This window comes from Candidatus Uhrbacteria bacterium CG10_big_fil_rev_8_21_14_0_10_50_16, assembly GCA_002774875.1.
Classification (GTDB): Bacteria; Patescibacteriota; Patescibacteriia; order UBA9934; family UBA11717; genus UBA11717.
Map to the genome: position 1 here is coordinate 25803 of PCYM01000005.1, position 13628 is coordinate 39430.

Sequence of the window (13628 nt, forward strand, 5' to 3'; positions counted from 1 at the left end):
TATGGCACAACTCAAAGAATACTATAAAAAAGAGATTGTGCCCGCTCTTCAAAAGGAACTTGGTATCATGAATGTGAACGCGCTTCCCAAGATTGAGAAGGTAACACTCAACGTCGGACTGGGACGTGGTTTAAAAGATAAAGCGTACATGGATACGGTGACCTCAACACTCACACGTATTACAGGTCAAAAGCCTGTGTTTACCAAGGCACGCAAATCAATTGCAACGTTCAAAATCCGTGAAGGAATGAATATCGGTATGAAGGTGACCCTTCGGGGACCACGCATGTACGATTTCATCGAAAAACTTGTAGCAGTGACGTTTCCTCGTGTGCGAGACTTCCGTGGTATCGAATTAACGGCGGTGGATCAGGCAGGAAACTTCAACTATGGCTTCCGAGAGCACGTTGCGTTCCCAGAAGTTCCATCAGACGAAGTCGATCGTTTGCATGGTCTACAGGTCACGATCACGACATCCTCCAAGACACGAGAGAACGGGCTTGCCCTTTTCCGTGCGCTCGGGTTCCCCTTTAAGAAGTAACATGACGTTATGGCGAAAAAATCAATGATTGCCAGGGCGAATCGCAAACCTCGGTTTGCTTCGCGCGTCATTCGACGTTGCTGGAAGTGTGGACGATTGCGAGGATATATGCGTGACTTCGGCACATGCCGAATCTGTTTCCGTGAGTTAGCAAACCGCGGAGAAATTCCAGGAATCATGAAATCGAGTTGGTAGACTATGCCAATGACAGACCCAATCTCAGACATGTTGACCCGTGTCCGTAACGGACAGATGGCTCGACACAAACAGGTACGTGCTCCGTACTCTCAGTTGAAATTTGCGATTGCAAAAATCATGGAGAAAGAAGGATACGTACAAAAGGTCGAAGTGGTAGAGGCGATAAACCCACTCTTTCAGGACCTGATGCTGACACTCAAATACAATGAGAATCAGCCACAAATTCGTGAGATGAAACGTATCTCAAAACCAGGACGCCGTGTGTATGCAAAGGCAACGGAGCTTCCACGCGTGTTCTCTGATATCGGTATTGCCATCATTTCTACACCAAACGGTGTGATGACAAACAAGGACGCACGGAAGCGACGGTTGGGCGGAGAAGTCTTATGCGAAATCTTCTAAGCCTATGTCACGTATCGGAAAACAACCCATTCTCTTACCATCGGGCGTTGAGGCAACGGTAAACGGAATGAATGTCACAATTAAAGGAGGCAAAGGACAGTTACAAACATCCGTACACGCAAATGCGACAGTAGAATTGCGAAGCGGCGAGGAAGGAAACGAACTCGTTGTGACCATGGCGGATTTGGACAGTAAATTGAATCGTTCTTTGTGGGGAACAACTCGTAGCAACCTACAGAATATGGTAACCGGTGTGCAGACACCTTACCAAAAGAAATTAGAGGTGAACGGTGTTGGTTACAAGGTTGCTGTGAATGGTCAGACTATTCGCCTCGACGTCGGATTCTCTCACCCCGTTGAATACAAGTTGCCGGAAGGTATCTCCGCAGAAGTGGAAAAGAACCTCATTACATTGACCGGAATCGATAAGCAGATTGTTGGTCAGGTAGCGGCAGAGATTCGGAAAGTGCGAAAGCCAGAACCATATAAAGGTAAAGGCATTAAGTATCTAGACGAAATTGTTCGTCGTAAGGCTGGAAAGGCCGCGAAAGCCTAGCGTATGTTGAAAAAGCATGCACAAAAATTACGACGCGCGTATCGAACACGAGCGCGTATGCACGGAACGGAGGCTCGACCACGATTATCTGTATTTCGTTCAGCAAAGCACTTTGGTGCACAGTTGATCAACGATGATCTTGGAAAGACAATCGTTTCTGTGAACGATCAACAGTTTAAAGAAGCTGCAGGTAAGAATCCAACGGAACTTGCTGCGCACCTGGGAACCGCTCTCGCAGAAAAAGCGAAGGCAGCAGGTGTGGATACGATCGTATTTGACCGAGGGGCATTTGCCTATCATGGTCGCGTTAAAGCGTTTGCGGAAGCCGCACGCGTAGCAGGACTAACCTTCTAGTATGGCCGAAGAGAAAAAGACAACTCAACCAGAAGTAGCAGCAGAGCCTGTTGTTGCTCCTGTGGCCGCTGTAGAAAAAACGCCTGTAAAGACGGATGCTTCGGCTCGTCGTCGTCCGCCGCAAGGTGGTCGAGGAGCCGGAGGAGATCGTCGTCCTCGTCGTCAGCAAGAACGCGAACCACGTGAGTGGGAACAGCGTATTTTGGATCTTGCACGTGTGACGCGTGTAACAAAAGGTGGAAAACGAATGCGTTTTCGTGCCGCTCTTGTGATTGGTGATAAAAAAGGACGCGTTGGGTTTGGTGTCGCAAAGGGACCAGATGTGCAGGTTGCGATTCAGAAAGCGTTTCACCAAGCAAAACGTAATGTGATTACCCTTCCATTAGTTCATGGAAGCTTTCCACATCGCGTTGAAGGAAAATTTGCCGCTGCAGAAATTATCTTGGCACCTGCTCCAAAGGGAACGGGACTCAAGTCCGGAGGTGCCCCACGTCTTATCATGGAGTTGGGCGGTGTGTCTGACTGCGTGACAAAGATTTTGCGTGGAAGCAACCCAGCAAACCTTGCCAAGGCAACGTTTGATGCGATTCAACACATGATTATCCCAGAAGGCGTCAAAACGGATACGGATCAAGCAGCCGCAGAACGGAAGGCAAAGCGTGAGGATTCTGCAAAGAAGGTTGTGAAAGTTGAAAAGAAAGCTCCAAGAAAAGTTGCTCCAAAGGCAGCATAACGCGAGTATATGGCATTGACACTTCACACAATTAAACCCTCAAAAGGGTCTCAAACAACCACAAAGCGTCTCGGACGTGGTATTGGATCTGCACGAGGTAAGACATCCGGTCGTGGAATGAAAGGACAGGGTTCACGTTCTGGAAATAGCGGATCTTCTATCAATGGGCTTCGTCAGATGTTGCTCCGTGTTCCAAAAACACGTGGATTTAAGAGTCACAAGATTCAACCAGCCGCTCTTAACCTCAGTGCTCTTTCCAAGATGACGGAGACACTCATTACACCTAAGACATTGAAAAATGCCGGATTGATCACAGACGTAAAAGTCGGTGTAAAATTAATGGGTGATGGGGAGGCAAAACCTTCCATGCTCGTACGCGGATGTTTGGTCACGAAGGGAGCGCGAACGAAGATTGAGGCGGCAGGCGGAAAGATCGAATAACCCTGTATTGCTTGTATGTTTGAGAAACTCAAAAAAATCTGGGCATTAAAACCACTTCGTAACAGTATTGGGTATGTAGTACTCATGCTTACACTGTTTCGATTGCTCGCCCATGTACCAGTTCCGGGAATTGATGCAGCAGCTCTACAGAGTTTGTTGTCTGGCAGCCAATTTCTTGGTCTGTTGAATATCTTTTCTGGTGGTACGTTGGAAAGTTTCTCTGTTGTGGCGTTGGGTGTTGCACCATTTATTACGAGCTCGATTATCTTTCAGCTTCTCGTGATGGTGATTCCGGCATTGCAGCGATGGCAGAAAGACGGCGGAGAGGCGGGGCGACAAAAGTTGAATCAGATCACCCGTTGGGTCTCTGTTCCACTTGCGGCGCTCCAAGCGTATGGTTTTATCGCGTTGATCTCACAGGGTGGAGGCCAAGCAGGAACATCTTTTGCATTGATTCTTACAGGATTTAGCTTGTTTATGGCCATTTTGGTCATGACGGCGGGTTCTGTCTTCTTGATGTGGATTGGAGAATTGATGACAGAACGTGGAATTGGTAACGGACTTTCTATCTTGATTCTCTCTGGAATTGTTGCGGGATTTCCACGATTTATCCAACAATCGATTGCGACGTTTGATCAAAGTCGTATTGTGAGTTTGGTCGTGTTTTTAGTGATGGCAATTGCAACCGTTGTTGTTGTGACCATTATTAATGAAGCCGTGCGCAATATTCCAGTGAACTATGCACGTCATCATGAGGCGGGACGTTTGTCTCGCGGTGTTGCAACGCAATTGCCGCTACGCGTGTCGATGGCGGGTGTGATTCCAATTATCTTCGCAATTTCTGTCGTTTTGTTCCCAACGATGATTGCGCAGTTCTTTGTGGGCGCACGGTCGGTCTTTTTGGCAGATGCTGCACGGTGGGTGATTGAAACACTTGCCAACCAGTGGATCTACGGAATTCTCTATTTTGTGTTGGTCTTTGCGTTTACGTATTTCTATACGGGCGTTATTTTCCGACCTAACGAAATGGCAGAGAATCTCCAAAAACAGGGAGCGTTTATTCCCGGTGTACGACCAGGTGAGCCAACGGAGCGTTATCTTGCGCAGACCATGAATAAGATCCTGTTGCTCGGCGCAACGTTTCTTGCAGGTATTGCGGTATTGCCAGTGGCGATGCAACCTCTTACGGGCTCTCAGAGCCTCGTGGTGGGTGGTACGTCCTTGTTGATCATTGTTGCCGTAATCATCGACGTGATTAAGCAAACAGAGGCACAGATCGTGAGTTACGAGTACGAACAGTTGTAGAAAGAATAAGAGCCCCGAAAGGGGTTCTTTTGTTTTTACTGGGTTCATTATGCTCTGGTTGTTGTCATCGCTAATTATAAGTTAGTAACAGATTTGTCGTAGGTACGACAAAAGTGATACTCGGGAAGCGTGCAAACGCACGGAAGAATCGGCCTATTAGTAAATGAAATTAGACGAACATTGGCCAAGATGTGTTTTTGAAGCTGCAGGGAGGTACGACAGATATGTTATGATTGCTCAACTATGACCTTTGCAGCCTTTCTTCGATCGTTACGCAATAGTCGTTCAATACGTGATGCGCATCTCTTGCGAGTGGAAGTGTCTCGTTTGGCATTAGCTCACAATGCTCGAACGCTTAAGCAATTGATTGGCGGTCGATCATTGGCAGTTGTCCTTAAGTCAAATGCTTATGGACACGGCTTGCGTGAGGTGGGGAAAATCGCAGATGAACTCGATTCAATCGACTGTCTTGTAGTCGACTCAATTGTAGAGGCACGGATGTTGCGAGGAATTGGTGTGCGTAAGCCAATACTTATTATTGGGTATGTTCCAAAGTCGCGTTTGCAAGAGTTAACACGGTTGCGATCTGTGACGCTTGTGGTGACATCGCTGGATCAGGTACGCGATGTTGTGCGTCTTGTACATCGACCATTGTCGGTTCATATTAAAGTCGACACAGGAATGCATCGGCAGGGGATTGCTCCCGATCAGCTCCTGGAAACCATCGCGGTTCTCCGTACAAACAAGTCTCTCCATCTTACGGGGCTTGCAACACATTTTGCAGATGCAGATGGAGCGGATGAGACCATGACAATGGATCAAATTCGTGTGTGGAATGGGGTCGTTGAGATATATCGCAAACATGTTGGCGAGGGAGAGTTTCATGTTTCTGCAACAGCTGGAACGCAGTTCGTGGAGGAGACAACAGCGAGTCTTGTTCGATTAGGGATTGGATTTTATGGCTTGGATTCGGTGCGGGATCGATCACTTGATCTGAAACCGGCACTTTCTGTTTGGGCAAAGATTACGAGTGTAAAACATGTATATGTGGGTGATTCGGTTGGATATAATGCCACCTACACAGCAACGTCTGAGAGAACGATTGCATTGATTCCGTGTGGATACAACGAAGGTGTGGATCGTGCGTTGTCCAATAGGGGAACGGTGTTTTTTGGCTCAGCCGCTTGTCCGATTGTGGGTCGGGTGAGTATGAATATGACATCCATTGATGTGACAGATGTTTCGGGTGGTGTGCAATTAGAGGATGAGGTGGAGGTAATATCGGAAGATCGCGGAAAGGCGAATTCAGTGGAAGCGATCGCTGCCCTTTGTGATACGATTCCCTATGAGGTTCTTGTTCGTATTTCCCCAAGTCTTAAACGTTGGATTGTATGAAGGTAAATTTCGGTGGACGGCGTACCAAACATACGTTGTCGTTATTACAATCGGCAATCGTTGTGCCGTTGATCGGTTTGGTGGTCACGATCTCAATGGGATTGTTGTTGTATCGTGATGTTTCCGTGATGCAAGATTATGTTACGGTTCGAGCCGAAGTCGTGTCTGTGACAAGGAAGCATTCTTACAGATCACGCACAAAAGACTGGGTGGATCTAAGCTATACGGTCGACGCAATGGCGTATCACACGCATTATTATCGTCCACTACATGCAAAACCACCAATTGAGAAAGGAGAATATGTTCAGGTCGCCGTGAATCAACAATGGCCGGATTATGCCATTGAGATGCGAGATGATTGGGAGATGCGATTGTGGACGGGTTGGCTTGTCGGTCTACTGGTCATTGGAGGAATTGACGTTATTGCCGTTCTGGCCGTTGTTAAATACCTTAAAAGCAAGCGAACGGTCCTCTGATTGGATCTTTAACGAGAGTTTGCTACACTCGCATCAAATTACCTATGATTATATTACTACTTGGACCACAGGGAGCTGGAAAGGGAACACAGGGCGAGCGACTTTCAGAGACGCTTGGCTATCCGCTTATTGGTGCAGGCGCACTGTTGCGCGAAGAAAAAGCGAGCGGATCGGATTTGGGAAAACGGATTGGAGAGATTATCGACGCAGGGAATCTGGTGCCGCCCGACATGATCACGGAGATGTTGGACAAACGTTTGCAGCAGGATGACGCAAAGGAAGGTGTGTTGATCGATGGATATCCGCGTGATCCAGAGCAACTGCGACTTATGTTTGAGCGATTTACACCGGATCTGGTGTTTGTTCTTGAATTGGATGATCAAACAGCGGTTGAGCGTCTAGGTGGTCGGTGGATGTGTGCAGACGGGCATATTTATAATCTTCAATCTAATCCTCCAAAGCAGGCGGGCGTGTGTGATGTCGATGGAGGGGAGTTGTTTCAACGTGCAGATGATGAAGAAGGGGCAATTAGAAAGCGTTTGGCAATTTACCATGCCGATACAGCACCGCTTATTGCACAGATGGAAGAACGGGGGGTACGAGTAATTAAAGTTGATGCGTCACAGGATATTGATTCCGTGCAACGGGATATCTTGCAGACGGTTCAAGAAAAATAATCAGCCTTTTGGCTGGTTTTTGAATCGACAAATAGCAGAGATTTTGGTAATCTGTACCTAATTCTCTTATTTTTTGGTCGAATTATTACCTCTCTATGGCACTTATCAAATCAACTCACGACATTGAATCATTGCGAAGAGGAGGGAAAATCTTATCTGACGCACTTGGTGCGGCAGTAAAAGCGGTAAAGCCGGGCGTGACGATGCGGGAATTAGATAAAATCGCCGAAGATTCTATGCGAAAGGCGGGCGCGGAACCGTCGTTTTTAGACTACACGGCAGGTGGAGATACACCATTTCCCGCAACCGTTTGTATCTCACGGAACGAGGAAGTGATTCATGGACCGGGGGATCGAGATATTGCCTTGCGCGAAGGAGATATTGTGGGATTGGACATTGGATGTTGGTATGAAGGGTTGTGTACGGATATGGCAATCACTGTGCCTGTGGGCGAGGTAACGACGGACGCGCGATCGCTGATGAATGTTACAAAGATGTCCTTGCAGAAGGGGATTGAGGCGGCAAAGGCGGGAAAGAAATTGCAAACAATCAGCCAAGCGATCGAGAACACAATTAAGCCTCACGGATACGGAATTGTCACAAGCTACCTGGGGCATGGAGTTGGGCATGCCGTTCACGAGGATCCTATGGTACCGAATTTTGTTTCTAGCCAATTTGATAATCCGAAATTACGTGTAGGAATGGTTCTTGCGCTGGAGCCGATGGTGACGCTTGGAAGTGAAGAGTTGACATTGGCCGACGACGATTGGTCAGCGATTACGGTGGATGGATCAATTGCCGCCCACTTTGAGCAGACGATCGTGATTACAGAAACCGGTGCAGAGATTCTCACGCCTTTTCCTGAGGTATGAAGCGGATACTAGGAATTGATCTGGGAACCAAGCGACTTGGGTTTGCACTTGGCGAGCCGGTTACGGGAATGGCGGTTCCCTTGGACGTCGTGGAGTTGAACGGACAGGATCCCGTGCAGCTTGTGGCCGATATGGTGCGAGAAGATGGATATGACTTTATTGTGATGGGGGAGGCACGCACGGCCGATGGCGAGGCAACGCCGATGAGTGAGCGTGCGGCGGCGTTTGCAAAAGAGCTACAAGACGCCACAGGCGTAACGGTGGCACTCGTCAACGAACATCTTACATCGCGCGCAAGTGATACACTGGCAGAGGAAGCTGGCCGGTCGCGTCACGACGACGCGTTGGCTGCCATGCTCATTGTTCAAGAATTTCTCAACGAACGCCCATAATTGCCACCATGACCTCCGTCCTCACAGGATTTGTTCTCGCATGTCGTGACTACAGAGAGCACGACCGATTTTATACACTCTATACGCGAGAACGGGGCAAAGTGCAGGTCATGGCGGTGGGCGCGCGAAAGTTTCAAAGCAAGCTGGCGGCACATACATCACCCTTCACCGAGTTGACAGTTATGGTGGCGCATGGAAAGCTATGGCTAAAGCTTGCAGGTGTGGAGCGGGGAATGGACTTTGCGAGGATTCGCGAAGAATTATCCCTTTTTGGCCTAGGACTTGGGTTGAATGAGCTTATGCATCGCGCGATTGGCGACGGTGAGCCGGATGCAAGCTTGTATGCGTTTTTGGCAGATGCCTATGCATGGATTCAAACGCTTCCAGATCTCACTGGTACACGTTTGATGTTTGTGCAGAGTGCGCTTACGCTCAAGTGGCTGGTATTGATCGGGTTCGGACCTCATGCAGATGCCTGTGTTCGCTGCCGCACGCCACACGGAGAGATTTCACAGCCGTTTATCTCTACATCTCACGGCGGTCTGGTCTGTAATACATGTGTCCAAGAACAGCGATCCTCATTTGCCGATGCACAGGAGTTGACGCAAGAGGTTCTGGCGGCGCTCCGGTTCTTATCCTCTGCTCCGTTTGAAGCATTGCTCACAGATCGACTCGACCCGCTCTTGGATACGCTGATAGAAATTCAAGACGCCTTTACGCACTATCATTTAGAACGAGAATTACGTGTTCCTACATTTCTTCAACATATAGCAACGGTATGAAAACGACGATTTCACAACTTTCTACACAATTAGAGCAGGTCGTCGAACTTGCTGGTTGGACCTACGCATTACGGTCTTCTGGTAAGATCGCGTTTTTGCAGTTTCGTGATGGAACAGGCTACGTACAAGTCGTTTTTGAAAAAGAAAAGTTGTCCGACGCCGATTGGGAGTTGCTCACGCACCTGGAGCAAGAATCTTCTGTATCCGTAACTGGCACTGTCGTAAAAGACGATCGCTCGCCAACAGGCGTGGAGGTACAGGGGATTACGGTTGCGTTGGTGAGCACGTCTACAAACTACCCGATTACGCCAAAAGAACATGGCACAGATTTTTTGATGGATCATAGGCATTTGTGGTTGCGATCTAAGCGGCCGTGGGCTATGATGCGTGTGCGCGATACCATTGAGCGTGCAACGTCGGAGTTTATGCACGATCAGGATTTTCTGCGAATGGATGCACCTATTCTGACACCAAGTGCGTGTGAGGGGACAACGGAACTGTACGAGGTAGACCATTTTGGACGTCCAGCGTACTTGAGCCAATCGGGTCAGTTGTACTCTGAAGCGGGCATTTTTGCTCATGGTCGTGTGTATGATTTTGGTCCTGTTTTTCGGGCAGAAAAGAGCAAAACACGGCGACATTTAAACGAATTTTGGATGATGGATGCCGAGGCGGCATATGTCGATTGGCAGGAAAACATGCAAATTCAGGAGGATTTGGTGCTCTATATCATCAAACGTGTTCTTGAGGAGCGTCGTTATGAGTTGGAGACGATTCTAGAACGTGATGTGTCAAAACTAGAGATTATAAAGGGCCCATTCCCGCGAATCGAACATAAGACAGTCGTCAAAATGTTACAAGATGCCGGAAGCGATATTCAAGAAGACGAGGATTTGGGGGCTGACGACGAAACGATTCTCACCCAACAATTTGATATGCCTATTTTTGTTACTAAGTATCCGGCAAAAATAAAAGCGTTTTATATGAAGGCAGATCCAGAGGATGCGACACGAGCGTTGTGTAGTGATATGTTGGCACCAGAAGGATATGGTGAGGTCATCGGTGGGTCAGAACGAGAAGTAGATCTTGCACGATTGCAAGAAAAAATTCGCGCGCATAATCTTCCAATGGATCAATTTGAGTGGTACTTGGATTTGCGTCGCTTTGGTTCGGTTCCACATTCCGGATTCGGTTACGGGTTGGAGCGATTGGTGATGTGGTTATGTGGCACCAAACATGTGCGTGAAGCGATTCCGTTTCCGCGAACGCTCAATCGTCTTGAACCATAGTATGGATGAAGTGGTGTTGGGAATTGTTTGTCGAAGAGGGAAGGTCCTTCTCGTTAAGCGTCAAAGAGATGACGACTTTGTTTGGTCGTTGCCGGGCGGTAAAATTGAAGCAGGAGAGACAAAGGAATATGCGATTATTCGTGAAATTCGAGAAGAGTCGGGAGTTGACTGCGTGGCGGTGAAGGAAATTGGTCGACGTATCCATCCAACAACCGGGCGCTCATTGAGTTATTGGGAATGCCGTTACCACTCGGGTGTTCTCTATCCTCGCGTAAAGACGATCGAGGAGGTTGCTTGGTTTACAAGGGAGGAAGCGTTGGAACGATTGGGAACATCATTATTTGACCCGGCAAAGGATTTTTTGACAAGCTGTTCTGTTGATAAGGGTATTTAGGAGTCGCTGATTGACGAAGTGAGAAGCAGATGTCATTATTTATGTGTATGAAGAACCTCTATTTTATCCAGGAGAATAATAGCCGGCCCCAGCTGGCGTAGTTTTCTTGTAAATGAGAGAAAATAGGCCAGCCGCGGGGCTGGTATTTTGTTCTGGCCGAGAGGGCCGGAATGCGGTAGAATTCAATCAATTCTTTAATATGACAGAACGAACATTAGCAAAAGACACAGTAGAATTAGTTGGACAAACGGTGACAATAAAAGGGTGGGTCAACGCCCGTCGCAACATGGGAAAAGTGGCGTTTTTGGATATGCGAGACCGAACGGGTATCTTACAAGTTGTTGTCGTACCGGCTGAGTTGGATGATGCGTCACAAGGAAAAACGGACGAGATTCGATCGGAATACGTCTTGGAAGTAACGGGAGAGGTAAAGGCGCGCGGAGAAAAACAACGCAATCCAAATATGGTTACAGGAACGGTTGAGCTTCTTGCCAAATCTGTTCGTATCTTGAATGTGGCAGAGACCACCCCGTTTGAAATAGACAAAGACACGCGTGGGATCAACGAGGAGTTGCGACTTAAATATCGCTACTTGGATTTGCGCACGGAACGGATGCAAAAGAACATCCGCATGCGAGACCAGATTATTACGTTTTTCCGATCGTACATGCATGCCAATGACTTTGTGGAAATCGAGACACCGATTCTCATGAAGGGAACGCCGGAGGGGTCTCGCGAATACATTGTTCCATCTCGTTTGCACGCGGGATCATTTTACGTATTGCCACAGTCTCCACAGCAATTTAAACAACTGTCGATGGTGGCGGGGTTTGAACGATACTTTCAAATTGCGCGCTGTTTTCGAGATGAAGATCAACGAGGAGACCGACAGCCCGAGTTTACGCAACTGGACTTTGAAATGTCTTTTGTGACGCAGGAAGAAATTTTGGCCTACACTGAGGCGATGTTTATTGAGCTTGTTACGACACTATTCCCAGAGAAAACCATTACATCTGTGCCGTTTACACGCTTGTCCTACGCTGAGGCGATGGAATTACATGGAACCGATAAACCGGATCTACGTGTCAACAAAGAAGATCCAAATGAGTTGGCCTTTTGTTGGATTTTGGACTTTCCGATGTTTGAGACAATGGAGGACGGCAGTATTCAATCGATGCATCATCCGTTTTGTTCGGTGAAGGCGGAGGACGAAGCAAAACTGATGAGCGGAGAAGACATGATGTCTATTCGTACGAATGCGTACGACCTCGTGTTGAATGGATTTGAATTGAGTTCCGGATCTATTCGAATCCATACCGCAGAAATGCAAAAGCGAATTTTTGAGCTCTTGAATGTTAGCGAAGAAGAACAGAAGTTGCGCTTTGGCCACATTCTGGAGGCATTTACCTTTGGTGCACCTCCCCATGGAGGATTTGCCCCGGGGATTGATCGTATTGTTATGCTCATGATGGGCGAACCGAATATTCGAGAGGTGATCGCGTTTCCAAAAGATGGTCATGCACGAGATGTAATGATGGATGCACCGGGACCGTTGCCAACGCGCACGCTTGACGAAGTTCACATAAGTATAAAAAATGCGTAACGAGTACGCCGTTAACATTGAAGTATTCCAAGGGCCGTTATCGGTCCTTTTGGAGTTAATCGAGAAGCAGACACTAGAAATTAGCAATGTGAGCCTCGGGTCGATTACAGAAGATTTTTTGCGCCACATTGAGCAGGTAGAGGAAATTGCGCCACACGAGGTGGCAGATTTTTTGCTTGTTGCAGGACGGCTTCTGTATCTCAAATCAAAGCTCTTGCTCCCAGGCCTCGCGATCGAAGAAGACGAAGACGTGGATCTTACGGGTCAGTTAAAACTTTATCAACGATTTGCCGAGGCGGCGACTATTATTGCAGATCGTGCAGCATCGCAGCGAGTCGCGTATACTGCACCTAGATTGAAGATAGAGATTCCTGCATTTAGCCCGCCAACGCTTACGGCCGAGGAATTGGCGGCGGCCGTGCGAGCGCTTACGGAACGCGTCAAACCGTATGTGGATTTGCCGGAAAAAATGCTACAACGCACGGTCACCGTGGAGGAAAAGATTGAGCAGTTGAAGGCACGGATTCAACAAGAGGCAACCATTTATTTCCATGATGTAACGCAACGTGGATCCAAATCGGACATTGTCGCAAGTTTTCTCGCCTTGCTTGAGTTGCTCAAACAAGATATTTTGCGTGTAGAGCAAAAAGGACACTTTGATGACATTTCTATTACCCGCGTATGAACATCCCAACACGTAATTTAGAAGCGATCCTGTTTGCTGCAGGGAAGCCTATGACAAAAAAACAGCTGCAGCGTGTGTTGTCTATTGACGATGCGAGTCTTCGCGAAGTGCTTGATCAAATAGCACAACATTTAAACACGGAGGGGTCGGGTGTGCGACTCTTTGAGTCGGCGTTAGATGTGGCACTTGTCACAAACCCGGATGCGGCGGATGTCGTGCGAGACGTGTTACAAAAAGACGTTACGGGGGAGTTGACCAAGCCATCCATTGAGACACTCGCGATTATTGCCTACCGTGGACCAATTACCAAACCAGAGCTTGAGCAAGTGCGTGGTGTTAATTGTTCGCTTATTTTGCGCAACCTTCTTATTCGCGGGTTGATTGAGGAAATTTCGGAAAAACGCACTGTCACTTATGTTGTGTCGATGGAGTTTTTGCAGCATATGGGGTACGACCGTGTAGATATACTTCCAGACTATGTTGCTTTGCACGAACATGCACTCTTAAGTGCTCTCATGAAACAAGAAGGCTAA

At 47.8% G+C, this 13628-nt stretch carries 19 protein-coding genes; all 19 read left to right on the forward strand.

Annotated elements, in window-relative coordinates; all coding sequences use genetic code 11:
• Position 1: 1 nt before the first annotated feature.
• The 19 genes from COV06_02655 (at position 2) to scpB (ending at position 13628) form a co-directional block, all read left to right on the forward strand.
• Positions 2 to 541: a 50S ribosomal protein L5 gene (locus COV06_02655; GenBank protein ID PIR47561.1), complete on the forward strand. Its 540-nt coding sequence runs from the start codon at positions 2 to 4 to the stop codon at positions 539 to 541.
• 9 nt (positions 542 to 550) lie between these two features.
• Positions 551 to 736, forward strand: a complete 186-nt coding sequence (locus COV06_02660; GenBank protein PIR47562.1) for a type Z 30S ribosomal protein S14 — start codon at positions 551 to 553, stop codon at positions 734 to 736.
• 3 nt (positions 737 to 739) lie between these two features.
• On the forward strand, positions 740 to 1141 hold the full coding sequence (locus COV06_02665; protein PIR47563.1) for a 30S ribosomal protein S8: 402 nt from the start codon (positions 740 to 742) through the stop codon (positions 1139 to 1141).
• Positions 1142 to 1145: 4 nt separating this feature from the next.
• The gene (locus tag COV06_02670; protein ID PIR47564.1) at positions 1146 to 1697 is read left to right on the forward strand and encodes a 50S ribosomal protein L6; all 552 of its coding nucleotides are present in this window, start codon (positions 1146 to 1148) and stop codon (positions 1695 to 1697) included.
• A gap of 3 nt (positions 1698 to 1700) precedes the next feature.
• Positions 1701 to 2051: a 50S ribosomal protein L18 gene (locus tag COV06_02675; protein ID PIR47565.1), complete on the forward strand. Its 351-nt coding sequence runs from the start codon at positions 1701 to 1703 to the stop codon at positions 2049 to 2051.
• A 1-nt stretch (position 2052) separates the two neighbouring features.
• Positions 2053 to 2784: a 30S ribosomal protein S5 gene (locus COV06_02680; protein PIR47566.1), complete on the forward strand. Its 732-nt coding sequence runs from the start codon at positions 2053 to 2055 to the stop codon at positions 2782 to 2784.
• Positions 2785 to 2793: 9 nt separating this feature from the next.
• Complete coding sequence (gene rplO, locus COV06_02685) at positions 2794 to 3225, forward strand: 50S ribosomal protein L15 (protein ID PIR47567.1); 432 nt, start codon at positions 2794 to 2796, stop codon at positions 3223 to 3225.
• 15 nt (positions 3226 to 3240) lie between these two features.
• On the forward strand, positions 3241 to 4530 hold the full coding sequence (locus tag COV06_02690; GenBank protein PIR47568.1) for a preprotein translocase subunit SecY: 1290 nt from the start codon (positions 3241 to 3243) through the stop codon (positions 4528 to 4530).
• 243 nt (positions 4531 to 4773) lie between these two features.
• Positions 4774 to 5925, forward strand: coding sequence for an alanine racemase (gene alr / locus COV06_02695; protein ID PIR47569.1), 1152 nt, complete (start codon positions 4774 to 4776; stop codon positions 5923 to 5925).
• The gene (locus COV06_02700; GenBank protein ID PIR47570.1) at positions 5922 to 6401 is read left to right on the forward strand and encodes a hypothetical protein; all 480 of its coding nucleotides are present in this window, start codon (positions 5922 to 5924) and stop codon (positions 6399 to 6401) included. Before alr ends, COV06_02700 begins: the two co-directional genes overlap by 4 nt.
• Before the next feature lie 44 nt (positions 6402 to 6445).
• Positions 6446 to 7078 carry an adenylate kinase gene (locus COV06_02705; protein PIR47571.1) on the forward strand — a complete coding sequence of 211 codons (633 nt, stop codon included), beginning with the start codon at positions 6446 to 6448 and terminating at the stop codon, positions 7076 to 7078.
• A gap of 95 nt (positions 7079 to 7173) precedes the next feature.
• Positions 7174 to 7950 (forward strand): type I methionyl aminopeptidase, encoded by a 777-nt coding sequence (map, locus tag COV06_02710; protein ID PIR47572.1) that lies wholly within the window; start codon positions 7174 to 7176, stop codon positions 7948 to 7950.
• Entirely contained in the window at positions 7947 to 8342 is a 396-nt protein-coding gene (locus tag COV06_02715) for a Holliday junction resolvase RuvX (protein PIR47573.1), read from the forward strand. Before map ends, COV06_02715 begins: the two co-directional genes overlap by 4 nt.
• Positions 8343 to 8350: 8 nt before the next feature.
• On the forward strand, positions 8351 to 9124 hold the full coding sequence (recO, locus tag COV06_02720) for a DNA repair protein RecO (GenBank protein ID PIR47574.1): 774 nt from the start codon (positions 8351 to 8353) through the stop codon (positions 9122 to 9124).
• A complete protein-coding gene (locus COV06_02725; protein PIR47575.1) occupies positions 9121 to 10413 on the forward strand; it encodes an asparagine--tRNA ligase in 1293 nt (430 codons plus the stop codon). The genes recO and COV06_02725 overlap by 4 nt, the downstream gene beginning before the upstream one ends.
• Positions 10361 to 10807: a hypothetical protein gene (locus COV06_02730; GenBank protein PIR47619.1), complete on the forward strand. Its 447-nt coding sequence runs from the start codon at positions 10361 to 10363 to the stop codon at positions 10805 to 10807. The genes COV06_02725 and COV06_02730 overlap by 53 nt, the downstream gene beginning before the upstream one ends.
• Positions 10808 to 11006: 199 nt before the next feature.
• Positions 11007 to 12410: an aspartate--tRNA ligase gene (gene aspS / locus COV06_02735; GenBank protein ID PIR47576.1), complete on the forward strand. Its 1404-nt coding sequence runs from the start codon at positions 11007 to 11009 to the stop codon at positions 12408 to 12410.
• Positions 12403 to 13095, forward strand: coding sequence for a hypothetical protein (locus COV06_02740; GenBank protein PIR47577.1), 693 nt, complete (start codon positions 12403 to 12405; stop codon positions 13093 to 13095). The genes aspS and COV06_02740 overlap by 8 nt, the downstream gene beginning before the upstream one ends.
• Positions 13092 to 13628, forward strand: a complete 537-nt coding sequence (scpB, locus tag COV06_02745; protein ID PIR47578.1) for an SMC-Scp complex subunit ScpB — start codon at positions 13092 to 13094, stop codon at positions 13626 to 13628. Before COV06_02740 ends, scpB begins: the two co-directional genes overlap by 4 nt.